General features: G+C 32.9%; 20 protein-coding genes. 18 read left to right on the top strand and 2 right to left on the bottom strand.

The features are described from left to right. Positions 1-6: 6 nt before the first annotated feature. From HH304_RS06530 to HH304_RS06500, 7 genes are all read left to right on the top strand, one after another. The gene (locus HH304_RS06530) at positions 7-492 is read left to right on the top strand and encodes a DapH/DapD/GlmU-related protein (RefSeq protein WP_271711525.1); all 486 of its coding nucleotides are present in this window, start codon (positions 7-9) and stop codon (positions 490-492) included. Between the two features lie 70 nt (positions 493-562). Continuing rightward, positions 563-1,528 (top strand): glycosyltransferase family 2 protein, encoded by a 966-nt coding sequence (locus tag HH304_RS06525; protein ID WP_169679216.1) that lies wholly within the window; start codon positions 563-565, stop codon positions 1,526-1,528. A 93-nt stretch (positions 1,529-1,621) separates the two neighbouring features. Next, entirely contained in the window at positions 1,622-2,419 is a 798-nt protein-coding gene (locus tag HH304_RS06520) for a sulfotransferase family protein (protein ID WP_169679213.1), read from the top strand. Between the two features lie 97 nt (positions 2,420-2,516). Then, on the top strand, positions 2,517-3,296 hold the full coding sequence (locus HH304_RS06515; protein WP_169679210.1) for a polysaccharide deacetylase family protein: 780 nt from the start codon (positions 2,517-2,519) through the stop codon (positions 3,294-3,296). Next, the gene (locus HH304_RS06510) at positions 3,296-4,156 is read left to right on the top strand and encodes a sulfotransferase family protein (protein WP_169679207.1); all 861 of its coding nucleotides are present in this window, start codon (positions 3,296-3,298) and stop codon (positions 4,154-4,156) included. The genes HH304_RS06515 and HH304_RS06510 overlap by 1 nt, the downstream gene beginning before the upstream one ends. Beyond that, complete coding sequence (locus HH304_RS06505) at positions 4,131-5,300, top strand: glycosyltransferase family 4 protein (protein ID WP_169679204.1); 1,170 nt, start codon at positions 4,131-4,133, stop codon at positions 5,298-5,300. Before HH304_RS06510 ends, HH304_RS06505 begins: the two co-directional genes overlap by 26 nt. Positions 5,301-5,305: 5 nt before the next feature. Continuing rightward, the gene (locus HH304_RS06500) at positions 5,306-6,382 is read left to right on the top strand and encodes a glycosyltransferase (RefSeq protein WP_169679201.1); all 1,077 of its coding nucleotides are present in this window, start codon (positions 5,306-5,308) and stop codon (positions 6,380-6,382) included. Between the two features lie 3 nt (positions 6,383-6,385). Here the strand turns inward: HH304_RS06500 and HH304_RS06495 are convergent, their stop codons facing one another. Next, on the bottom strand, positions 6,386-7,429 hold the full coding sequence (locus tag HH304_RS06495) for a right-handed parallel beta-helix repeat-containing protein (RefSeq protein ID WP_169679198.1): 1,044 nt from the start codon (positions 7,427-7,429) through the stop codon (positions 6,386-6,388). Positions 7,430-7,608: 179 nt separating this feature from the next. Here HH304_RS06495 and HH304_RS06490 point away from each other — a divergent pair, with 179 nt between their 5' ends. The 5 genes from HH304_RS06490 (at position 7,609) to HH304_RS06470 (ending at position 15,871) form a co-directional block, all read left to right on the top strand. Continuing rightward, positions 7,609-8,715: a glycosyltransferase gene (locus HH304_RS06490; protein WP_271711524.1), complete on the top strand. Its 1,107-nt coding sequence runs from the start codon at positions 7,609-7,611 to the stop codon at positions 8,713-8,715. A 73-nt stretch (positions 8,716-8,788) separates the two neighbouring features. Further along, positions 8,789-12,163, top strand: coding sequence for an ELWxxDGT repeat protein (locus HH304_RS06485; RefSeq protein ID WP_169679195.1), 3,375 nt, complete (start codon positions 8,789-8,791; stop codon positions 12,161-12,163). 157 nt (positions 12,164-12,320) lie between these two features. After that, complete coding sequence (locus HH304_RS06480; protein WP_169679192.1) at positions 12,321-13,307, top strand: GNAT family N-acetyltransferase; 987 nt, start codon at positions 12,321-12,323, stop codon at positions 13,305-13,307. Then, a complete protein-coding gene (locus HH304_RS06475; protein WP_169679189.1) occupies positions 13,308-14,525 on the top strand; it encodes a hypothetical protein in 1,218 nt (405 codons plus the stop codon). A gap of 335 nt (positions 14,526-14,860) precedes the next feature. Next, entirely contained in the window at positions 14,861-15,871 is a 1,011-nt protein-coding gene (locus HH304_RS06470) for a polysaccharide deacetylase family protein (protein WP_169679184.1), read from the top strand. Here HH304_RS06470 and HH304_RS06465 read toward each other — a convergent pair. Next, positions 15,851-17,059 (bottom strand): glycosyltransferase family 4 protein, encoded by a 1,209-nt coding sequence (locus tag HH304_RS06465; protein WP_169679181.1) that lies wholly within the window; start codon positions 17,057-17,059, stop codon positions 15,851-15,853. The genes HH304_RS06470 and HH304_RS06465 overlap by 21 nt on opposite strands. A 110-nt stretch (positions 17,060-17,169) precedes the next feature. On the opposite strand from HH304_RS06465, the gene HH304_RS06460 reads away from it, so the two are divergent. The 6 genes from HH304_RS06460 (at position 17,170) to HH304_RS06435 (ending at position 25,384) form a co-directional block, all read left to right on the top strand. After that, positions 17,170-17,778: a sugar transferase gene (locus HH304_RS06460; protein WP_169679178.1), complete on the top strand. Its 609-nt coding sequence runs from the start codon at positions 17,170-17,172 to the stop codon at positions 17,776-17,778. Further along, positions 17,775-18,413: an acetyltransferase gene (locus tag HH304_RS06455; RefSeq protein WP_169679175.1), complete on the top strand. Its 639-nt coding sequence runs from the start codon at positions 17,775-17,777 to the stop codon at positions 18,411-18,413. The genes HH304_RS06460 and HH304_RS06455 overlap by 4 nt, the downstream gene beginning before the upstream one ends. Before the next feature lie 2 nt (positions 18,414-18,415). Further along, positions 18,416-18,964, top strand: coding sequence for an exosortase family protein XrtF (gene xrtF, locus HH304_RS06450; RefSeq protein ID WP_169679172.1), 549 nt, complete (start codon positions 18,416-18,418; stop codon positions 18,962-18,964). Continuing rightward, positions 18,957-19,406 carry an exosortase F system-associated membrane protein gene (locus tag HH304_RS06445; RefSeq protein ID WP_169679169.1) on the top strand — a complete coding sequence of 150 codons (450 nt, stop codon included), beginning with the start codon at positions 18,957-18,959 and terminating at the stop codon, positions 19,404-19,406. The genes xrtF and HH304_RS06445 overlap by 8 nt, the downstream gene beginning before the upstream one ends. After that, positions 19,393-20,514 carry an aminotransferase class I/II-fold pyridoxal phosphate-dependent enzyme gene (locus HH304_RS06440; protein WP_169679166.1) on the top strand — a complete coding sequence of 374 codons (1,122 nt, stop codon included), beginning with the start codon at positions 19,393-19,395 and terminating at the stop codon, positions 20,512-20,514. The genes HH304_RS06445 and HH304_RS06440 overlap by 14 nt, the downstream gene beginning before the upstream one ends. A 94-nt stretch (positions 20,515-20,608) precedes the next feature. After that, positions 20,609-25,384: a T9SS type A sorting domain-containing protein gene (locus HH304_RS06435; protein WP_169679162.1), complete on the top strand. Its 4,776-nt coding sequence runs from the start codon at positions 20,609-20,611 to the stop codon at positions 25,382-25,384. Positions 25,385-25,418 lie beyond the last annotated feature (34 nt).

The following is a 25,418-nucleotide window of genomic DNA, read 5'->3' as shown; positions in this document are numbered from 1 at the left end:
ATAAATATGATATCAGACAAAGCAACAATCGGAAAAAATGTAGAAATTCATCCACTTGCTCTTGTAGAAGAGGATACTGTTATCGGCGATGGAACGAAGGTTGGTCCTTTTTGTATTGTTCGAAAAGGGGCTAGAATTGGAGAAAACTGTAAGTTTACTGCTTATTGTGAAATAAGAGAAAATGTTAAAATCGGAAATCGTGTTTCTTTTGGTAGTCGATGTACAATTTCTGCTAATGCAGAGATAGGTGATGATGTAACAATTAAATATGCTTTTGTTTTAACAGATACTCCAAATCTTGATAAAGGGGATGAAAAGGTTGTTGGGAAGATTGGTGATGGTACTTTAATTGGTGCCAACGTAACTTTAATGCCAGGTTTTAATATTGGGAAAAGATCGGTAATTGGTGCATGTTCCCAAGTAAGATCTGAAGTTGGAGATGATGAGATTTGGTTTGGTAACCCTGCAAAGTTTTTCAAGAAACACAATTAAAATATTTGATATTTAAAGCATCAAAGGCCTCATGTATTTTGAGGCTTTTATTTTGTAAAGAGTTATATAGATGATGGATTTTCGGGAGTTTAAACTGAAGTATGAAAAAAAGGAAGTGCATGAACTTAATAATTATGCATTATCAGATAATCCACTTGTTTCAGTAATAGTTTTAACATATCAACATAAAAATTATATAGAAAAATGTTTGAAGGGAATTTTATCCCAAAAAACTGATTTTAAATTTGAAATTATTGTTGGGGATGATGAATCAAATGATGGTACAAGAGAAATATGCATAAAGTACGCAGAAGAATATCCTGATATATTTAGATTAGTACTCCATCATCGTGAGAATAATATGATAATTAATAATCATCCTACTGGAAGATTTAATTTGTTGTATAATTTATTTCTAGCAAGAGGGGAATATATCGCATTTTGTGAAGGAGATGATTTTTGGATTGATGAAAATAAGCTCCAAAGCCAAGTTAAAATGTTAGAGAGTGATAGAAATATATCTATGGTAGTTCACGATGCTTACGAATTAATAAATGGTCAAAAAGAAAATATTATGAATATTAAAGACCATGAATTTAAATTTATTGATCCAGAGCTTATAATTCAACGGAAGATTAGACTACCTTCACTCAGCTATGTATTTCGAAAGGAATATTTAATGAATCATATAGATATTCTACTTACGTCTAATGTTGGAGACAGGGTTATCGATATAGTAATGATAAAATATGGGTATATAGGTTATATAAATAAAGTTTTAGGAATAAAAAATACATTAGTTACAGGTAGACTAGGTGCTTTTAAAAAGCAAAAATATTTATCAAATTTCTATAAGTTTAACACAAATTTATCTTTGTACTTTATTCTTAATGGTAAGAATAAAAAAGTCATGAAGAATTACCTTAATATGTTGTTGTTTGAATTAATTAAACTGAAACCACTTAATTTTAAGAATGTTTTCATATATATAAAATCTAAGGTGTTTAACGTCGATTTCAATAAGGTGAATCTATAAATGTGTAGTTATTCTTGGTCTGATATTTACATTAAAAATATCTAAGAATTATATATTATTACTTAAAGTAAAATCTGTTTTAATTTTCTTTATATGCAATTACCCGAATTTATAATTATTGGTGCAATGAAGTCGGGCACTACAACATTAGACAGGAATCTTCTAAATCATTCTCAAATAGGATTTACCAAAACAAAAGAGCCCAATTTTTTTAATAGAAATTTTGATAAAGGAATAGATTGGTACTTAAATCAATTTCAGGATAATAAAGAAATTTTAGGTGAGACATCACCAAATTATAGTCGAAGACATATTTACCCAGAAACAGTACATAATATGTATTCAACTAAAAAGGATTTAAAGATTATATATTTAGTTAGAGACCCCATTAAGCGGTTAGTTTCTCATTTACATCATGATTTATATCGTCATAGAATTAAAAGTCATGAAATAGATGAACTTATTAAAATTGATTCGGATTATATTAAAACCAGTAAATATTATTATCAGATTGAGCCATTTATAGAATCTTTCGGTTTGGAAAATATAAAGGTGATTTTATTTGAAGAATTTATAAATAAACCTGATAAAGTATTAAATGATATTTGTAGCTTTTTGAATGTTAGGTACGAAAAAATTCTATTTAAACCCTACAATGTAACTGGGAAGAAATATCTAATAAAATACCATGATCAAATCCACAATATTTTTGGTAACAATAAAATATCAAAATTATATCATCTGTTTTGGTACTTAGTAGGGATAAAAATTAATAAACCACACCTTGATGATAATAACCTTGAAAATATTAAAGAATTATTGTCCGAGGATATTTGTGAATTTAAAAAGACATTTACCGAAAATGATTATTCATATTGGCCTTCTTTTTAAAGATAGGAGGATGAAAAAACATGAGATTGAGATTTTATCAATTAACCCTTGAGTTTATATTACAAGATTTATTGAAATTATTTTTAAATTATAGAATGTGGATTTAATATCATTATCTCAAAGAATTTTGGCTTATCATACATTTGGAGGCAATACTGTTTTTGAAGAACATCTTAAGCATTTAAATAAATCTGGTATTCAATTTATTATAACTGTTGACGATGGTGATTATTCTTTCTATGAAATTGCATTTCCGCTAATAAAGAAGTATAAAATCCCATCCATTTTATTCATAATTCCTTCCTTAATTGATACAGATAACCCATTCTGGTGGGATGAGTATTATTATTATGCCGAAAATGGAGGTAGTTTAAGCGAGATTAATTGGTTGAAATCTATTCCAAATAAAGAAAGAATCAATTTCCTGAGTGATCTAAAAGCTAAAAGTCAAAAAAAAGTACTTAGGAAAAAACAGCTAACTACTGATCAATTGTTAGAAATGCAGGACAATGGTGTGATAATTGCAAATCATAGCTTTACTCACCCGATGTTTGATCAGTGTTCTGCAGAGGAGTTAAGATATGAACTTAGTAGTGCAAAAGAATTTTTTATTAAAAACGGGTTAAATGGGTATGATATTTTTGCATATCCAAATGGGAATTTTAATGAGGAATCAGAACTTGTTTTAAAAGAATTTGGAATCAAATATGCTTTTCTATTTGATCATAAAGTAAATGGAAGAATAGATAACCCTTTAAGAATATCTCGATTAAGCGTGAATGATTCAACCCCATTGACTAAGTTTAAGTTTATTTTATCTGGTTGGCATAGTAGATTACTTCCATATATAAAGGCTGGATATAAGCTTATAAATTAGTGGCAAAGAAAACATTCAAACATAGATTTTTTACAAGGTTCAAAAACAGCAAATTTTTAGCAGATTTATTTTACCTGACTGGATCTGAAATAAAGCCTGAAAAGTGGGTTTTTATTGTTGGCTGTTATAATTCAGGAACCACCTTATTGACAGAAATTTTATCAAAATCAAATGAATTAGATGTTCTTCCGGATGAGGGTGTAATGTTAACTGATGTTCTCCCACGGCCTGAAGATTTTGGGTGGAGAAGAATGTGGTACAAATGCGAAAGTGAAATGAAAATTTCAAATGCTGAAATTAATTCCGTTTTGAAGAGAATGAAAAGGCATTGGTCTCATTTTACCAATAATAAAAAGAAAATCATTGTTGAAAAGTCAATTTCCAATTCTGCAAGAATGGAATTCTTTAGTAAGAATTTAGACAATGTTTATTTTATCCATTTGATAAGAGATGGTTATGCTGTAACTGAAGGTATTCAAAGAAAAGCTAAACCTATGGAGGAAGTTAAAAATGAATTCGGGAGTAATTATGATATTTCGCTAGCTGTTAATCAATGGAAAAGAAGTTTAGAAGTAATTAATAACGCCAAGTCTAATATTTCAAATTTAATTGAGGTTAAATATGAAGACTTAACCTCAAGCCCTAAAACTCAAATTGATAGAATCACCTCTTTTTTAGGAATTTCTCCAATTAAAGAAGAAAATCTTTCAGGAGCCTTCGAAGTTCATGGTAATAAAAAGAAGATTTCAAACCAGAATGAGAAGAGTTATTCCAGGCTTTCTGAAAGTGATTGGCAATTAATAAATAAACTGGCCGAAAAAGAGCTAATTCAATATGGATACTTCAAACTTACAAAATGATAAGATGAAGGTACTTTTTATTCAAGATTCACTCGGGACAGGAGGAGCTGAACGAAGTAATGCTAACTTTTGGTATTATTTAAGAGAAAAAGGTGTAGAACCTTCCATTATTGTGCTTAAGAGTAGAAATGAAGGAATACAAAAAGAGATTTTAAATGCGGGATTTAATGTTACTTTTTTGAAATCCAAATCTAGAGCTAGCCGCATTAGAGAAGTGATCTCAATTGTTGATGAATTTAAACCCGACATTGTATATACCTTTTTGTTTGAAGCAAGTTTAATTGCAAGAGGGGTGAAGTTTTTTAGAAAATTTATCCTTATTGAGAATTTAGTTAATGAAACCTACTCAAAACTTAGATTAAAAGATCCGAATGTAAATATTTGGAAACTCGAAACCTATAGATTAATTGATTTCATTACCCAGCTATTTACAGTAGATCATTATCAGGCTAATGGGCTTTCAGTTTCTGAACATTATAAGAAAAAATTATTGGTGAATAGCAGGCGTATATCAATAATTAATAGGGGGAGGTCTACTAACAGGTATGTGGGAGATGAAGCTCTAAGGACATTTTATCGAAACGATTTGAATGTCGATAATAAACTAGTGTTTATTAATGTAGCCCGACATGAATTTCAAAAAGGACAGGATACCCTGCTTGATTCATTAAATGAATTACCAAAAACTTATTTATCTCAAATAAAAGTTTTACTTGTTGGGAGAGATGGTGAGTTATCTAAAACAATCGCTCATAAAATATTATCGTATGGCTTAGAAGATGTCGTGACGCTTCTGGGACATAGAGATGATGTAGTGAAATTATTGGTTGCTTCTGATGTTTTTGTATTCCCATCCAGGTTTGAAGGATTGCCAGGGTCATTAATCGAGGCTGAGGCTGCAGGATTACCAATTATTTGTTCGGATATAAATAATAATATGGAAGTTGTTCGGATAAATGAAAATGCTCTGGTATTTAATGTGAATGATCATGTGGATCTTGCTGCTAAAATTAAATTAATTATAGAGAACCCTGAAATCAGAAAGAGTTTTGGATTAAGAAGTCTTGAAATATTTAATGAGAAATTTGAAATATCAAATATTCACAACCAAATGTTTAGGCTTTTACAAGAAAAAATCAACTAGTTATTTTGAGAATTTTACACATAATCCAGAAAAAACAATTACGAGGAGCGGAGATCTTCACCTGCCAGTTAGCTAATAATCAAAAAGCATCTGGTCATGATGTTAAAATATTATACTTATTTGAAGGTGAGGTAGATTTACCAGTTAAAAATGTTGATGTAATTTCTTTAGAAGGAAATATTACAAGAAGGTTTTGGGACATAAAAGCTTATAAAAAATTAAATAGTATAATAGATAGCTTTAATCCAGACATAATTCAGGCAAATGCAGGAGACACTTTAAAATATGCAGTATTTTCAAAAATATTATATAAGTGGAAACAGCCTATTTGTTTTAGAAATGCCAGCATGGTCAGTAATTACATTTCATCCAGTTTGGTAAGGAAACTTAATTCCTTTTTTTATAAATATGCTGATGGTATAATATCAGTTTCGGAATCTTCTAAAAAGGACCTAAATAAGCTTTTTCCAATAACTAAAGATAAATCAATTGTGATTCCAATTGGATTAGATTTTAGTAAGATTGATTTTAAACCAGTTCCTTTTGATAAGGATAAAATAAATTTAATCCATGTTGGAGGCTTCACATTTGAAAAAAACCATGAAGGATTGCTAAGGATTTTTAGCCGTCTTAAAAAGGATTGTAATGTTCATTTACATCTTATCGGAGATGGTCCATTAAGAGAAAAGATTGAAAGTATTGCAAAAAGTGAAGGGTTAAGTGAAGCAATTACCTTTTATGGATTTGTGAATAATCCTTTAGATTACATATCAGGTGGAGATATTTTTGTGTTACCAAGTGTAATCGAAGGATTGCCGGGTGTTTTATTAGAGGCTATGTATTGTAAAGTACCTGTAGTTGCATATAATGTTGGTGGAATTCAAGAGATAGTCAAAAATAATGAGACAGGATATTTAATTGAAAAAGAGAATGAAGGGGCATTTTGCGATTCAGTTATGGAATTGATTGATGATAATGACAAAAGAGAAGGTTTTGTTATAAATGCCTATGATTATATACAAAACAGGTTTGATAACAAAAAAATATCAAACCTGTTTATTGAGTTTTATAAAAGTATTTAAATTTTATTTCCTGCGTACTTGAGCTTTTCCATCTGCAACTGTATTATTATCTAATTTGATATTTTTATTATTAGAGCCACCAACCAGATACATTTCACGTCCTTCTTGTGCTAAAATGTTATTATTTACTGCTGTAAAACCATCAACATTAAATAATTGCCATATTATTCCAAGAGGATTACCGTATCTTCTTGTTGTGGTATTATTTATAAAGCTATAAGGTCCCTGTGGAGTCTTGTTTTTCTTATTTCCCAGATAAATATCTGCAGGACAGTTTAATGTGTTATCCTTTACTGTAACATTTGAAACCTTTCCTTTAGAAGACCCAGCAGCAATCCATTTCAACCTTTTGTTTCCAAAAGTATTATTTTCGATAATGATATTATTGATAATATCAGTAGGCTGATTGCATTCCAGATCGATGTGAGCCCTTCTAATTTGATCAAATATATTATTTTTTATAATAATGTCTTGGCCATTAGTTACTGCAATACCTTGCCTGCCATTCTTCGAAATTTCACATTTTTCAATTAATATATTAGACGAATTATTTCCAATGTAAATTCCATCACCATAGATTTCGGTAATTTTTGCGTTTATTATAGATATTGATTTGCTATTATTAATTTCTATTCCATGTTGTGCTTCGAGTTGCTTTATATAAGCCTCTTCACTGGTTCCTCCGTTTTGGTGCGGACCATCAATATTTAGATTTATGATTTTTATATTTTTTGAATTACTAATGATAACATGAGACCGATTTCTTGGCCAGCTATTTTCTTTGCTTTTTATCGGTGTAACTTTTGATCCTTTAGTGGTTGAAAAAATAGTTGAACCTGAAAAATCAAGTATCAAGTCAGACTTGCCTTCAATAATTAGCGGATCTTCTGTGCTAAATGTTTGTTTTTCAAAAGTGTATTCTGATCCATTCTCAAGACCATTAATGAAGTTTTGCAATTCAGAATCTTGTGCATATGAACTGATTTTATTTGCTGCACATGAAAAAATAAATATTAAAATCAGAAGTGAAAGTATTTTAGTCTTCATAATTTTCAGAATCTTTTTTTGAGGATATTAACTAAAATCATGCCTGTTATAATAACTAGTTAATTGTCAAATGGTTAATGAACAGGAGAAAAATAGTTACAAATTTAATAAAAGCTACTTCCAGATTTTAGTGGTTTTTTAACAACTTACCATAAAATTGGAATTTATCTTTTTGATTTATGAAAATTAAAGTCCTGCATATTATAAAATCTTTAGGTAGAGGGGGAGCTGAAATGCTTCTTCCGGAAACTTTGAGAATTCACTCAAAAGACAAATTTGAATTTCATTATATATATTTTCTACCCTGGAAAGATCAAATGGTTAGTGCTATCGAGGATCAGGGAGGAAGAGTGTCATGTTTTGAAGCATCAAATAATATTAAAATTATGCTTCAGGCTAATAAAGTAATATCTTATTGTAAAGAGCATAATATCCAGTTAATTCATTGTCACTTACCCTGGGCCGGGTTTCTTGGCAGGGTCGTTCATAAACTATCTGGAATTCCGGTTTTATATACCGAACATAACAAACAGGAACGATATCACAGGGTAACTTACAGCTTAAATAAACTTACTTTTAACTGGCAAAATGCGGGTATTGCCGTTTCAAATGATGTTGCAGAGTCAATTAATATTAATATAAGGCCCAAAGTACCTGTAATAACGGTTCTTAATGGTGTTAATACAGATAAGTTTAAAAAAAATCAAGTTGCAGGGAACTTAATCAGATCTAAATTGAATATACCGGATTCCGGATTACTGGTAGGTACTGTTGCAGTATTTAGATTTCAAAAGCGTCTTAAAGAATGGCTCAGGGTTTTTGCAGAGGCATCCAGGAAAAATCCTGATCTTTATGGAGTGATAGTTGGTGACGGGCCGTTAAAACATGAGATTCTGGAAGAAAGAAAAAACCTGGGACTGGAAGATAAAGTGTTTATGCCCGGTCTTCAAACTAATACCATAGATTGGTTTTCAGCTATGGATATTTTTATGATGACTTCTGAATTTGAAGGACTTCCTATTGCTTTACTTGAAGCAATGAGTATGGAGTGCGCCATTGTAACTACTGATGCTGGAGGGATCAAAGAAGTAATTGAGGATGGAAAGTCTGGAAGTTTGGTGAAAGTAGAAGAATGGATTGATCTGTCAATTAAATTAATTGAATTGACAAAAGATATGCAAAAACAAAAGTCCCTTCAAAAGGGAGCAAGGGAAAGGGTAGAAGAGTATTTTAGTTTGCAGAATATGGTAGGTGAACTTGAGCAATTGTATCTGAAATCAGTTTAGTCATTAGAATATTTCGAAATTGATAGAATTAAGGTTAAATTAATGGTTATAGATTACCATCCATTTATCGATTGTGAAATTTTCATTATTAACCATATTAATACTATTATTTTTTATTTGTCCACCTTTTTTAGTTGCTCAATATTCCTTAATACAAGATATCAATCAGAATAATAACAATTCAAATGGCATCAGAAGCTCAAATGATTTTGTGGTGGCACAGGATCAGGCATTCTTTGTGTATTTTGATGAGGTAAATGGAGCTGAATTATGGGTAACTGACGGATCACTATCAGGAACACATATTATTAAAGATATTTACCCAGGTCAGCAAAGCTCAAATCCAAGGGAATTAACATCTATAAACGGAAAGTTATTCTTTACTGCAACATCGCCTGAATATGGTAATGAAATATGGGTAAGTGATGGTACAGAGGTTGGAACCTTTATGTTACAGGATATTAACCAGGGAGCTACCGGGTCATTTGCCTATCAATTGACATCCTTTAACAATGAATGCTATTTTGTTGCCCAATCGAATGAATATGGTGTTGAAATATTTAAATCAGATGGGACAGTTTCAGGTACATCTTTAGTTGTAGACCTAAGTCCGGGAGCTAGTTCGTCTTTTCCCAATGAATTATTTGAATATGGAAACAATCTGTATTTTTCAGCTAATCCTAATGATTTCAATTCTCCGGATTATACCGGTACAGAATTATGGATTTACAATTTGACAGATGAATCGGCTAAGCTAGTTTTAGATATAAATACTGAAGGCTCTTCTAATCCCGAACAATTTGTTGAGGCCGGAGGTCTTTTATATTTTACTGCTAATGATGGTGTCCATGGACGTGAATTATGGGTCAGTGATGGCACATTAGAAAATACCAGATTAGTTTATGATCTTAATCCAGGAAGTCAACAAGGATACATTGATTATTTAACTTCATTTAAAGGGGAGTTATATTTCGGTGGTTCTGATGGAACTAATTTTAAAACCTGGAAATTGATTGGAATTGATAACGTTGAGGCACATTTTGATCAACGACCTTATAATATTATATCTGGTTCAGCTAAATTGTTTATTGTTAGTTACAATACCGAATATGGAATTGAAATATGGGTAAGTGACGGGAACTCCACAGCACTTTTAAAGGATATCCAGGAAGGGTCATTGGGTAGTAGCCCTGATAAATTTATTCTGGTTGATCAGGACATGTATTTCACAGCAAATACAGAACAGTTTGGGAATGAGTTATGGGTGAGCGATGGAAGTAGTGATGGAACAAGGATTGTAAAAGATATTTATAATGGAGAAATAAGTTCAAATCCGTCGATGTTTTCAGTTCTTGGAGAAAATCTTATTTATGCTGCAAACGATGGATTGAATGGTAGAGAAATATGGATGACAAACCTGACGGATTATAAAACTGAATTAACTATTGATATCGAAAAAGGCAGTGCTTCTTCTGAACCTGGCAAATTTAAAATTATTAATGGTCAATTATACTTTATTGCTAATAATGGAATTGATGGAAAAGAGCCATGGGTGACTAATGGGGAAATATCCAGTACTTATATGCTGGCTGATTTAAACAGTGGTGAAAATGGTTCTGATCCTGGTAATTATGTTTCTTTTAATCAAGAAGTAGTTTTTACTGCATATACAGATGATTTAGGGTACGAATTATGGAGCCTGACTAATGGTGAAATTACTCAACTCACTGAAATAACTACAGTTTCCATGCAGGATGAAATAAGTTCATTAAATGTAATTGATGATAAAATTTTATTTGCAATTACAACCCCTGAATATGGGAGGGAATTATGGGTTTATAATGGATTGAATGAAAGCTATTCAATTTTGGTAGATATTAATCCAGGTATTGAGTCATCATTTCCTGATGAATTTATTTTATACGATGGTAAATATTATTTCCTTGCCGAAGATGGAATCCATGGCAGAGAATTATGGGTTACAGATGGAACTATTAATGGCACGTACTTGTTGAAGGATCTTAACAATAGAAATTCATCATCAAATATTCAATTTCTTGAAGCTAATGATTCTTTACTTTATTTTGCCGCTGAAAATACACTTTGGAGATCTGATGGTACATCGGATGGAACTCAAATAGTTTGGGATGAATTGCTAAATCCCAATAATTTAAAAGGTAAGGCTAATGAATTATTCTTCGTAGGATATACAAATAACACGGATGTTTTATTATGGAAAACAAATGGAAGTGTTGAAGGAACTGTACCTGTAGCAGATGTAGATCCGGTGTCTGAATATGCCTTTATCGAAAACCTGCATACCTCTGGTGATAATTTATATTTTAATGCAGACAATGGTCAGTCTGGAATGGAGTTATGGGTTAGTGACGGGACTTCCCAGGGTACCTATTTAATTAAAGATATTTGGGAAGGTACATCAAGTTCTTTTCCTGGAGATTATATCAATCATAATGAATTAGTTTATTTTAAGGCTAATGATGGAGTAAATGGGAATAATATTTGGACCGTTGAAAATTCAACTTTGAATGTTCAAATTCAGGAATTATTTGATGGTGAAGTTATCCAACTAATAGGTGTTTTGAATGATGAACTCATTTTTGTGGGAAATGATGACTCAAGAGGATCCGAATTATGGAAATATTCATTAGGTGATCTGGAGTCGCCTTTGGTTGTAACCAAGGATATTAATTTATACCTGGACGAACATGGAATGGTGGAGCTAAATGCTAAGGATATTGACGATGGTTCTACAGACAATGAAACGTCAATTGAAAATTTGAAATTCGAAGTTAACTTTTCTCAATTTGATTGTTCAGATTTAGGAGATAATCAGGTAACGCTATTTGTGACTGATTTGGAAGGAAACATAGGTTCGGCTACTTCACTGGTCACAGTCTTAGACACGCTAAGTCCGGTTATATTAATTAAAGATACAGTTTTAGTGTTTAATGGGTACTTAATAAGTTTAAGTGCTGTAGATCTGGATATTGGAAGTTATGATAATTGTGGAATCAAAAGCATTAGTCTGAGTAAGGAGATTTTTGGAGAAAGTGATTTAGGTATAAATAATGTGGAATTTGTCGCTTATGATTATTCAGATAATAATTCAATAGTTAACTTTAATATAACTCTATCAAATGGTCTGCTTGCAATTAATCCTAATAAGGTAAATGAATTTAAAGTCTATCCAAACCCTTCCAAAGGAAGAGTTTCTTTCATTAATAGTTCTGGCACAGTAAATGAATATGAAATATTTATTTACACAACCGATGGGAAGCTAGAAAGAAAATTATACTCAGGAATTTTTCAAAATAATGAAGAAGTAAGTGTTTCGATAGTTGATTTGAAAGCATCGATTTATATTCTTCAATTTAGAAGTGATAATGAAATTTTTTATAAGAAATTAATGATTGACCATCAATATTAATGAATTATTTAATGTCTCATTGAATAAGTTTGTATTAATAATTTGACTGAAAAATTATTCTTTAAAGAAAAATCATATTTTTTCCTGAATAAGTATTATTTTAATGTTGCATATGTCGATAGACTAATAATTAGTAACCAACATTTGATAACCAATTATGACAATTCGCCCTGGAACAAAATCTGATATTCCCCAAATAATAGAATTACTGAAACTTTCTTTAGGAGAAGGTTTAATGCCTAAATCTGAAAAATATTGGCAGTGGAAACATGTTGACAATCCTTTTGGTGAATCACCGGTTTTACTTGCTTTTGAAGGAGAGGAATTAGTGGGAGTGCGGGCATTTATGCGTTGGCGCTGGACAAATGGTATTGAAACAATAGAAGCTATCAGAGCAGTTGACACAGCTACCCACCCGGATCATCAGGGAAAAGGTATTTTTAAGAAATTAACGTTGGCTGCATTGGATCATTGTAAGGAAATGGGGATAAACATGGTTTATAATACCCCGAATGAACAAAGTAAACCCGGCTATATTAAAATGGGCTGGAAGGAAGTAGGTAAACTACCAATAGGAATCCGGATTCTTTCTCCTATCAAGATGTTTATCAATTACCTGAAGAATAAGAATGTCACAGGTTCGGGGTATGAATTGATTGAAAAAGAAAATGAAGCACTTGTTAATACGATTGATCATGCTGATCCCGGACAATATCTGGGAACAACAGGTTATCTACCTGGAATCTGGAGAACCGACTATAGTATAGATTATATTAAATGGAGATATGCCAGAGTTCCGGTGGCTAAATATTTTTCGATTGTTGATCATGGATTATATATTAATTATAGAATCAAAGAAAACCGTTGGGGGAGAGAATTAAGAATTTGTGATATCTTTGTATCGAAAGATGTGAAAAAAACTGAAATCAACAAGGTTATCAAGAGAGAAGCTAAGAATATTGGAGCAGTGGCCATTACATATGGAAGTGTAGATCATTATCCTGCCAAGAAAATTTTAAAATCTACTGCCAATCCTTCAATTGGACCAATAGTAACATGGAGATTTATTCAGGATATTGATGAAACAGAGTGGCTTGCCTTTAATCAATGGAGCCCCTCACTTGGAGACCTCGAACTTTTTTAAATGTTATACGGATTATTAATTATAGCAATAACGTGGGGTCTAAGTCTGAGTATCATTAATAAATATCAGATAAAGCATCCCGAAACTGATTTAGACTTTCTAAGAAAATTGATTCCTTATCATTTATTTCTTTCAATAGTTTATTATTTATATGCTGTATTTAACCCTTCAGACTCACAGTTTTATTATGAAAAAATATTGATGAATTATAGAGGTCCAGCCTGGATGGATTTTTATGGAACCAGTACAACTTTTATTGAGTGGATCGGTTATCCATTTGTTAGAGGCTTGGGGTTTAGTTATGAAGCTATGATGGCCTTGTTTTCATTTTTCGGGATGCTTGGCTTTATTTATTTCTATTTATTCTTCAAGGAAAGGATTCGATTTAAAAATACTTTTTTAGGGTTTGATCTAGTGACTTTATTTTTCCTTCTTCCGAACCTTCACTTTTGGTCTGGTTCATTTGGTAAAGGTTCTATAATTTTCTTTGGGATAGGTTTGTTTTTTTATTCTTTGAATAATATCAAAAAACGGTGGGTGTTATTGTTATTATCAGGATTGTTGATCTATCATATCAGACCTCATGTTATGTTTGTGATGCTCGTTTCAGCAATAATAGGATTCACATTTAGTAACAAGGGAGTGTCTACAGGAATGAAAGTAGGGGTTATATTAATTGCAATGGGAGCCTTTGCATTCATTTATCAGGATGTGCTGTCAATGGTAGGAATTGAACAAGGGCAAGAATTTACCCAGGGTTTAAATTTAGACCATAGAGCTTCAGAGTTGGCAAAAGCAACTTCAGGAATTGACATTTCGAATTATTCTTTACCACTTCAGTTGTTTACATTTCTATACAGACCACTATTCTTTGATGCTCCGGGTATGTTAGGTTTAATTGTATCATTTGAAAATGTATTTCTTTTATCAGTTACCATTATGTTTTTTGCAAATGGAGGATTGAAATATATAATAAAAGGTGATTTTACTATTAAAACTGCCTTTATAAGCTTTTTAACAGTGTCAATTGCACTAGCGCAGATATCCGGAAATCTGGGGATTGCAATCCGTCAGAAGAGTCAGGTGATGCTTTTATTCTTATTTATTATTGCTAAAATGATGGATGATAAAAAAATGAAGGCTGCATACTCTTCCTGGAAGCAAAAACAACGACAAGCAAAGATCAAGGCGCAAATGGAAGCGATGAAAGCAGATTGATTTGTAAATATCAGAAATAAAGTTATAGGTTAGTTAGGGAATAGTTTATTTGTTGTTCTTAACATTATAATTTTAATTTTTGGTAGGGGCATAGCATGCTACGCCCCTACCAAAAATTAAAATATCAGTAATCTTATAATCCTGAAAATGATTTTACAATCCCGGTTAATTCTGGTTAAGCATTTATGAAGCAAGAAATCCAGAAAAGTGATTAATTATACTTTAAATTCTCAACTAATAACCAATAACCATTATTCAATATTTAATAACTAGTAATCCTTTAACCAATCCTCTAATAACTAGTTACTATTCTTCATTTTAGTCATATTTGTACCATGGAAAATAAAGGGGTATTTACTATTAGTCTGGACTTTGAGCTAATCTGGGGAGGTTTTGAGAAATGGAATCTGGCCAAGCTTCAAAAATATTTTATGGTAACCAGAAAGATCATACCTGATTATCTGAAATTGTTTGAAGATCATGAAACTCATGTTACATGGGCAACGGTAGGACTTTTGTTTGCCGATGGTATTGACCAGGCTCAAGAATATTTTCCAACCGAATTACCTAGTTATAGAAGTTTAAATCTCTCGGCATACAATTATATAAAACAAAATACTATTAGAAAAAGTGAAAATGAAGATCCCTTTCATTTTGCACAGAGCCTCGTAAAATTAATAGAAAAGGTGCCAGGTCAGGAAATGGCAACTCATACCTTTTCTCATTATTATTGTAATGAACCTGGCCAAACCCCAGGACAATTCAGAGCTGACCTTCAGGCACATAAAGCTATAGCGCACACTTTAGGTATTGAATTAAAAAGTCTGGTGTTTCCAAGAAACCAGTTTAATGAGACATATCTGACTATTTGCAAGGAGGAGGGTATCACATCCGTTCGTTCTAATCCTGTGGACTGGTTCTGGAATATTGACACACACAATGAGCCAAAAATCAAAAGGTTGGTTCGTGGACTGGATGCATTTTTCCCGATTGGAAAGAAATCAAGTTATAAACTTGATAGCATTGATGTTTCAAGTAAACCATATTTACTACCTGCCAGCAGACTGCTTCGGGCATGGTCTCCAAAGGAAGCAAAATTAAACAGATTTAAAATTGATAAAATAAAAAAGGAAATGACAGTGGCTGCCAAATATAATGAAGTGTATCATCTTTGGTGGCACCCGCATAATTTTGGTCATTTTCCTGATGAAAATCTAAGAGACCTGAAAGAGATTCTTGAACATTTTAAGTTTCTGAAAAAAGAATACGGGATGACAAGCTTTACGATGAATGAAACTTCTCGATTACTTGATAAGGTAAATAATCTAGCTATTGCTGATAGTTGAAGATTCCCTGTAAGCTCTTGTAACTCCAATTTCCTTTAAATTTTTGTCATATTCCTCCAGTATTTTTTCCCAGACAACTTTTTGGTCGTATCGTGATGTTATTAACTCTCTGGCCTGACTTGCCATTCCTTCAAGGAATTCTTGGTTGTTTAAGACATCAATCATCGCTCTTTCGAGGGATTCAATATCTTTGGGAGGTATAATTGTGCCATTTCTACCTTCTATTATAATTTCGTTACAACCATTGATATCAGATACAATACAAGGAAGGTCAAAACATCCTGCCTGCATCACAACATTTGGAAACCCTTCCCGATATGACGGGAATACAAAAACATCCATTAATTCAAGATATGGGCGAATATCTTTCTGAAACCCTGTATTGATAATGTTTGGGTGATTTTTAATCAGGCTTTCAGTTTCTGGTTGAAGAGGATCAAGCTCTGATTCAAAAGGACCGACAAGTAATAATCGAGTTGAAGGGTTTGACGCATTGATTTTTTCAAATGCCTTGACAAGTTCATTTATGCCTTTATCTCCAACTATTCTACCAATAAAACCATATATGAAATTTCCGCCTAGTTCATATTTTGAGCGAAGTAATTCAGCTTCTTTTTCAATCTTATCATTTTTACTAAAATGAGAAGTATCAATTCCATTACTGGAACCATTTCCTATTACATGGAGCTTGTTTTTATTTGTTAAATTATTTCTGACTATATATTCGGCAAGGGTATTTGAATTAGGATAAACTTTTGTTGCTGCTGCATAAGTTAGTTTTTCAACTGCAAGGAGGATTTTTTTTATTATCCCTGATTTTTCCATTAACGGCATTCCCGCAACAGTATGCATCCTGATTGGGACGCCAGTTACTTTCGCAGCTAGCATACCTATCAAACCGGCTTTTGGAGTATGGGTATGAACAATATCAGGATTAAATGATTTGATCAAAGACCTCATTTCTTTTATTGTTTTTAAATCCTGAAATGGAGTAATTGTCCTCGTCAAGGGGATAGAAACGTGTTTGACTCCCTCATCTTCTTCCAGTGATTTAATCTGGTCATCGGCAGCACTAGTCATCAAAACTTCAAATCCATTTTCTTTCATAAATTTCATCTGGCCTTTTAGCAAAGTCCTTAACGACAAGGCTACAGTTGTAACCCGGAGTATTCGTGGTTTTCTATCCATGTTGCTAAGATAAGTAAAAGAGACATTTTGTAGAAAGGTTATTTGGTATCTGTCATTACTATCTAAATATCTATTAACATTTCAATTCAATTCCTTACTTTTGTTCAACGATGTACAGGAATTTTTTCAAAAGGATACTTGATTTTAGTTTAAGTTTTATCGGATTGGTTCTATTAGCACCAATAATACTAGTTGTCTGGATATTATTGGCAATAAATCAGAGTGGAAAAGCTTTTTTTGTACAGCCTCGTCCCGGGAAAAATGGTAAAGTATTTAATTTGATAAAGTTTAAAACTATGTCAGATGAGCGAGATGATAACGGTGAACTTCTACCTGATGAAATTCGGCTTCATGGAATGGGACGATTTGTGAGAAAAACATCATTAGATGAGTTGCCTCAATTGATTAATGTATTAAAAGGGGATATGTCTATTATTGGTCCAAGACCTCTTTTAGTAGAGTATTTGCCATTATATAATGATATCCAGGCTCGGAGACATGAAGTTCGACCGGGAATAACCGGTTGGGCACAAGTCAATGGGAGAAATGCAATCAGTTGGGAAAGGAAATTTGATTATGATGTTTATTATGTAGATAACCTGTCTTTTGTATTGGATATTAAAATTCTTATTTTAACAATAAAGAAAGTGTTTGTAGCCGAAGGAATTAGTAGTAATACTTCTGTTACAATGGAAAAATTTAAAGGATCAGAAAATTGAGTGAACTCGTAATCATAGGAGCCGGAGGATTGGGCAAGGAAGTGTTATCTCTTGTCCAAAATATTAATCAGGTAGTCAAGACCTGGGATATATTAGGTTTTTATGATGATGGATTAAAAAAAGGTGCTGAAGTAGCCGGTCACCATGTTCTTGGTGGAATTGATGAACTTAATATTACTGAGCAAAAATTGGCAGTTGTTTTGGCAATTGGAGATCCCTTAATAAAGTCTAGAATATTTGACAAGTTAAAAGGGCAACCTTATTTGTTTTTCCCTAAACTAATACATCCCAAAGCTTTTATTTCAAATATTAATTCTGTTAAGGTTGGAGAGGGGACAATAATAAGTTCCGGAGTTCAAATAACCACAGATGTAATGATTGGTGAGTTCGTTTTGATAAACTTAAATACTACCATAGGTCATGATGTAAGGATCGGACATTTTTGTTCAGTAATGCCTGGAGTGAATATCGCTGGTAATATCATTATAGAAGAAAAATGTTTAATAGGTAGTGGTGCCAACTTGATAAATGGGTGCCATATTCATGAAAATGTAAAAGTGGGTAGTGGAGCAGTAGTAATTGATGATGTTCAAGCTGATAAAACTGTAGTGGGTATTCCTGCTAAAGAAATTTAATTATGTTAAAAGAGTACAAACCGATATTATTGTTTCTTGCGAAGTTCCTGATTCTATACTTTATTTTAAATCTGGTTTATGGGTATTATGTAGAGAGTTTTGGTGATCACCCGGACTCAATGACAGAGTTTGTGAGTAAACAAACGGCAAGCGCAATATCTTTTTTTAGTAATTCAGATAATTCTATATCTTCTTTTTCTCCGGTGAATGGGAAATATGTATACATTTTGAAAGGTGAACAAAGTGTGTTGTCTGTATATGAAGGCTGTAATGGGATAAATGTATTTATTGTATTTTTATGTTTTGTATTATCATTCAGACCTTCTCAAAAAGAGTGGCTTTGGTTTATACCTCTCGGATTAATAATAATTCACTTATTTAACCTTATCAGGATTGGACTTCTTTTTTATATCGCTCAATACTTCCCTTCCAAAATGGCCTTTATGCATAAATTCGGATTTACAGCAATCATTTATATTGTAGTATTTGCTTTATGGTGGTGGTGGGTGTCCGGAAAGAGATTTCAAAGAATAGAATCTGCACATGAATAAAGACAGGAATAATTTATCCAATTCATTAAGGGTGTTTTGGCTAATATTCGGATTAGTAGGTTTAGCAGTAGTCTATATAACCCAGAAATGGGGTTGGGTAGATCTTATTACCCAAAGTCTAGGGGTAGATACCGGAGAATGGGAAAAGATCACTTTTTTTCTTTGGAACAGAGCACTAAGATTTGTGTTAAATGATATTTTTGCAATCGCCGTAATCGCTGGTTTATTTGGTAAAAAGGACTTTGTGCTGATTGCAATATTGATTCAAATTGGAGGCTTTGTTTTATTCTTTATCCCGTATGTAATTTTAAAATTATACTTCCCGAATTATAATGGGCCATTGATTAATTTTATCCATCGATTAATTTTGAATCCGGTTTTAATGGCGCTATTAATTCCAGCATTTTATATGAAACAAAAACAAGAAAATGACCAAAAGTAGAATTTATCTGTCTGCTCCACATATGGGAGGGATGGAACAGGCTTATGTTAATGAAGCATTCGATACAAACTGGGTTGCCCCTATAGGTCCAAACTTGAATGCATTTGAAGATCAAATTGCAGAATATCATGGTGATAATTTTCATGTTGCTGCTTTATCTTCAGGAACGGCAGCCATCCACCTGGCATTGATAATTCTTGGGGTAGGTCAAGGCGATGAAGTCATTTGTTCTACATTTACATTTTCTGGTACTTGCAATCCAATCAGATATCAGGGAGCTATTCCTATTTTTGTTGATTCGGAAAAGGATACCTGGAACATGGATCCTGAAGCATTGGAGTATGCAATAAAAGACAGACTATCTAAAGGAAAAAAACCAAAAGCAATTATTCCGGTGCATCTTTATGGTATGCCAGCCAAAATGCCAGAGATCATTGAAATTGCTCGAAAATATGAAATTCCTGTTATTGAGGATGCTGCAGAATCATTAGGTGCTTCAATTAATGGTAAAAAGACCGGTACATTTGGGGATCTTGCAATTTTGAGCTTTAATGGGAACAAGATTATTACCACTAGTGGTGGGGGAGCCTTAATGAGTAATGACAAAGAGTTTGTTGATAAGGCGAAATTTTTATCTACACAAGCAAGAGATCAGGCCCCACATTATCAACATTCTACAATTGGATATAATTATCGGTTAAGTAATATTAGTGCTGGCATAGGTCGTGGGCAAATGGAGGTGTTGAATGAAAGAATAATCCAAAGGAGATCTGTTAACAAGTGGTATAAAGAAGCATTCGCTAATTGTGGATTTGAATTTTTAAACGAGCCTGAAGGATATTTTAGTAATTATTGGTTAACCACAGCCTTATTAAGAGAAACACCTTTTGATAGGGAAGAGTTAAGGATTAGATTGGAAGAAGAAAATATTGAAGCACGACCTTTATGGAAGCCAATGCATCTTCAACCGGTTTTCGAGGAGTTCCCTTATTATGGCGATAAATTGTCCGAAACATTATTCGAAAAAGGTGTATGTTTGCCAAGTTGTTCGTCAATGACAGATGAAGATAAAGAGCGAATAAAAGATACAATTGTAAGATTATTATAAAATATTGACATTTTTCGATATAATATGTTAATTTAGGTTACAATTGGAACCTGTAAAGTATATAATTTAACCATAACAATTATACAAGGGCCTTATGATAACACGTTTACTTCTATTTTTTTTATTTATTACTTCAGTAAGCTTTTTAAAGGCACAAAACACCGGAGATTTCAGATCAGCCCAATCCGGTAACTGGAGTGATGCGTCCACTTGGGAAACCTTTAATGGTGCAACATGGAACCCAGCATCTTCAAGTCCTACTTCAGCTGACGGAGTTATTAGTATTCTATCAGGAAATGAAGTGACAATTATTAGTACAATATCTGTAGATCAGATAACCATTTTAGATGGAGGGATATTAACGGTTGCTAATGGAGGAGTGTTGAATTTGGCAAATGGTTCAGGTATTGATATTATTGCTTCTTTAGGAAGTACTCTTAATATAAATGGTACGATAACTTTGCAAGCAGGTTTTGGTTCATCTACTATGTCATTAAATGGTGATGTCTTTTATACAGGAACAATCAATAATGCATCTTCAACAAGGGTATCAGTTAATGACGGGGCATCATTTTATTATGATAAGAATGGGGATAATATACCTCTGGCGAATTGGAGTAGTAATTCTAATTTAATATTACGTGGTATTGTTTCAGCTTTTCCTAATAATTTGAATCAGACTTTTGGGAATTTGACTATTGAGTCAGGGTCAATAAACTCTGGTTTTGGTTTTATTATGGCTGGATTTACTTCAGTAACAGTAATTGCAGGGGATTTTAGTTTATTAAATACAAATGGTGAAGCAGTTATATTAACAGAAACCTCTTCAACAATTAATATTGATGGAGACTTTAATGTTTCAGGAAACTCTGGCTTTGGGATAAAAGGTGGAGTAGGGACTACTACTCTTAATGTTGGAGGAGATGTGAATTTAAATGGAACTATAGATAACTACCTATCTGATACTGGGATTGGTGATATAAATATTTCTGGAGATCTTAATATTAGTAGTGGAGGTCTTTATGGGTTAGAAGTGGGGTCAGGAGGGACAATATCATTTGTGAATTCTGGCACACATATTTATAATGTGTCAACAAACGCATTTGGTATTGGTGAAGGCCCATCAATAAACATAGCTTCAGGTGAGATTTTAGAGTTTTCTCCAAATTCATATTTTAATGGGTCAGGGGATTTTACAATACAATCTGCTGGTACTGCTGTATTTAATTCGTTTTACCCTAATGGAGAAATTCAAAATAGCACTACCAATGGAACTATTAGAAACTCTGGTGCAAGAGTTTATTCTTTGAACTCTACATTTAGTTTCTCAGCTCTTGCGGAACAAAAGTTTGGAAATGGGTTTCCTAATACTGGAGATGTAAATGTTATTATAAATAATCCTTCAGGTGTAGTTATGAATTCTGATATTCTAATTGGTATTAATAGAGTTTTGGCATTTGAAGAAGGGGAGTTATCAATAGGAGCTAATACACTTACATTAAATGGTGTGACAACAGTTTCTAACGGCTCATTAGCAGGGAGTGCATCTTCAAACCTTGTTATAGGAGGTACTGGCAGTTTTGGCGTTATACCTTTTACAGGAAGCACAAATATTCTTAATGACCTGACTATAAATAGAACTTCCTCAGGATCTGTAAATCTTTTAGGAAATCTTACAATATTAGGTACCTTAGATCAAGAAGCAGGGATATTTGATATAGATGATGCTTCATTAGTTGTAAATGGTGATTTCACTAGGAATACTGGTGATTTTAATTCAAACAATAATTCAAATCTTACCATATCAGGAGCAGGTTCTTTACCAGCAGTTGTTTCTTTTGGAACAAATCAACAACTGAACAAACTCCAAATGCAGCGTGATGGATCATCTCTTGTGACAAATTCAGCTATAGCTATTGACTCATTAATGTTAATAGCTGGTATAGTTGATAATGCTCAAGGTACATTTGCTATTACAGATAATGGTTTAATAGAAAGACGTGATGGAAGTATTACCGCCACTCCAAATTTCCTTGGTGTTTATGATCTGGTTTACAGTAATTCAGCAGCTGCAATTATTTCCGGTCCGGAGTTAACAACTAGTGCTATTGAATTGAATAATTTCACTAAAACAGGTGGAGAAAGAATTACAGTGGATCAGACATTTTCGGTTAATGGGGATATGTCTATCACAAATGGTATACTTGATATTGGAACTAACTATGCTCGTTTAAGAGGTGATTTAACTGTTGTAGCCGGCACAGATTTTATTGATGGAGTCTTTGAATTTATCGGAGGTATAAATGATACCTCAACTGTATCTGGGCTAAGTGTGATAAATTTTGGAGAGCTAATTGTTACTTCTGCAGTACTAGTTCCATCGAGTTCTACAGACATTAATATTGTTGGTGATTTTACTGTTAATAATTTAATAGATGTTGCAGGCACCACCTCTTTTAGCGGAACAACAGTTATGAGTGGATCAGGTGAAGCTGCTCTTAATTTTGTCGTGATCAATAGTGGTGCAACTTTATCTGCTATTCCAGGTGCAGACGGTGGAGAACTTCAAATTGCCAGAGACTTTACAAATAACGGAACTTTTGATCCTTTGGATGGTGTTGTGAGGTTTAATGGAACAACAAGTTTTATGGGTAGTAATACTCCTGGATTTCATGACGTGATCATTGATGGGACTTTACAAGCTCCGAATCTTTTAAATGTCACTGGTGACTTTACGAATAACGGGACATTCAACCCAGGTACAGGTACTGTAAGATTTAATGGATTAAATAATGCGCAGTATGTTATTGCTAATAATACTATACCTTTCTATGACATTGAAGTAAATGGAAATACCACTGCGGGTGTAACTGATTTATTCTTCGAAAGTGGTATATCCGAATTGAGAAACAGACTTACTTTACTTTCTATAAATGACAGGGTTGATGCAGATGGTTCAGGAGGTGCAGGAGAACTGGTTTTAATTTCCAGTGCAACTTATGAATCTGAAGTATCGGAATTGCTAACGGGCGCTTCTATTGTAGGTAATGTTACAGTTCAGCGATATATTCCTGGTAATGGAGGAACAGATTATTATCATTATATAACAGGGTTTGTAAATAATGCTGCCGTTTCTCAATTACAGGATGATTATGATGTGACAGGAAGTTTTACCGGTGCGGGTAGTACAACCAATAATCCTTCTTTATTTTATTATGATGAATCAGTAACCGGAGATAAGCAACAAGGATACATTGCGTACCCTACAGCAGCAAACTCAGAGATATTAACTAAGGGAGTTGGTTACGCGTCATTTGTTTATGGTAATTCTAGTGATATTATAGCTGATTTAAGAGGAGTACTCCATAATGGAGATATTTCTCCTGCATTATCATTTACTAATACTGGTGATAGTGAGGCTGATGGATGGAATTTAATAGGTAATCCATTTCCAGCAACACTTGATTGGGAGTCAATCTCTTCAGATGCAAGTTTTAGTGGTGTTGCAGAGACTGTTTATTTATGGGATCCGGGTGCAGGTCAGTATGTAACATACACGACTGGTGGTATGGGTACAAATGGAGGATCCAAAGATATTGCTAAAGGGCAAGGATTCTGGGTTTATACTGATGGAAATAATAGTCCGAATATTACTTTGAGAGAATCTCATAAATCAACAACATCAGGAGATTTTCAGAGATATACTCAGCCTGAAGGATTATTAAGAATAGTATTATCTGATGGAACTAAATCAGATGAAACATTACTAGATATTAATCCGGATGCTTCAACTGAATTTGAAGGTGATAAAGATGCCTGGAAACTTTCAAATAGGATATTTAATATCTCAAGTATTACTCCTGAAGGTAAATATCTAGCTGTAAACAGTACGTCAGGACCAGGTTGTGATGGTAGTATCCAACTTGCTATTTGGAATATTAAAAAAGGTAACTATACTATTAATTTTGATGGAGTCACAGATTTTGCCCCAAATGCATCACCTGTGCTAATAGATAATTATACTGGTGAAGAAACTCAACTTCAGGAAGGAATGACCTACCAGTTTGAAATTAATGATGATGAACAAAGTAAAAACTATTTGAGGTTTGCAATAAGATTAGAATCTAACGGATTGAATTCTAATCTCAATTATACTTTATCTTCTTCATGTAATGATAGTAACGCTTTAGTGTCATTTGATTCTGATGCCAATATTGTTTATGGTTTGTTTGCTGGTGATTCTGTTTATTCTGAACAAGAGGGTACAGGTAATGAACTTATTTTTGAAATAGCCGGAAATGATCTGGAGGCTGGTTCTTCTTCGACATTTGTTATTAAGGGACGAAGAGCTGGTTGTGACCAATGGACCCAGATTGAAGTATTAGATATTGAAAATAATCAGTTGTCACCAGAAATATTAAATGATGGTAGATATTTAGTATCAAACTATGAGGAAGGAAATCAATGGTTTTTTAACGGTGAACTCCTAGAAGGTGAAACAGGTCAATATTTAGAGTTTAATGAAAGCGGACAATATAAATTAGAAGTATCAGTTAATGGATGTACATCCTTTGTTGAAGATGTGTTCGTAATAACCGGGATAGATGATAATTTTAATATTGAATATAGTCTTTATCCCGTACCAACAGATAATGAATTAAATATTAGAATAACAGATAAAGAAAGTTACAATAATGTTAATGCCTCCATCATAACGATTGATGGTCGCATTTTAATGGAAATTAGTCTGGAATTAAGTAGTGGTGTATGGCAATCGAAGTTGGACGTTACTGAATTGGAACCAGGATCATATATTATTAACCTGGATCTGGGAAGTAGGTCTGTTCCATTAAGATTTATAAAATATTAATTGGTATAAAGCAAGAAATCATGAATAACCTGTT

Origin of the sequence: Marinigracilibium pacificum, assembly GCF_012926615.1 — a bacterium.
GTDB classification, from domain to species: Bacteria; Bacteroidota; Bacteroidia; order Cytophagales; family Cyclobacteriaceae; genus Mangrovivirga; species Mangrovivirga pacifica.
This window is presented reverse-complemented; position numbering and strand designations above follow the sequence as displayed.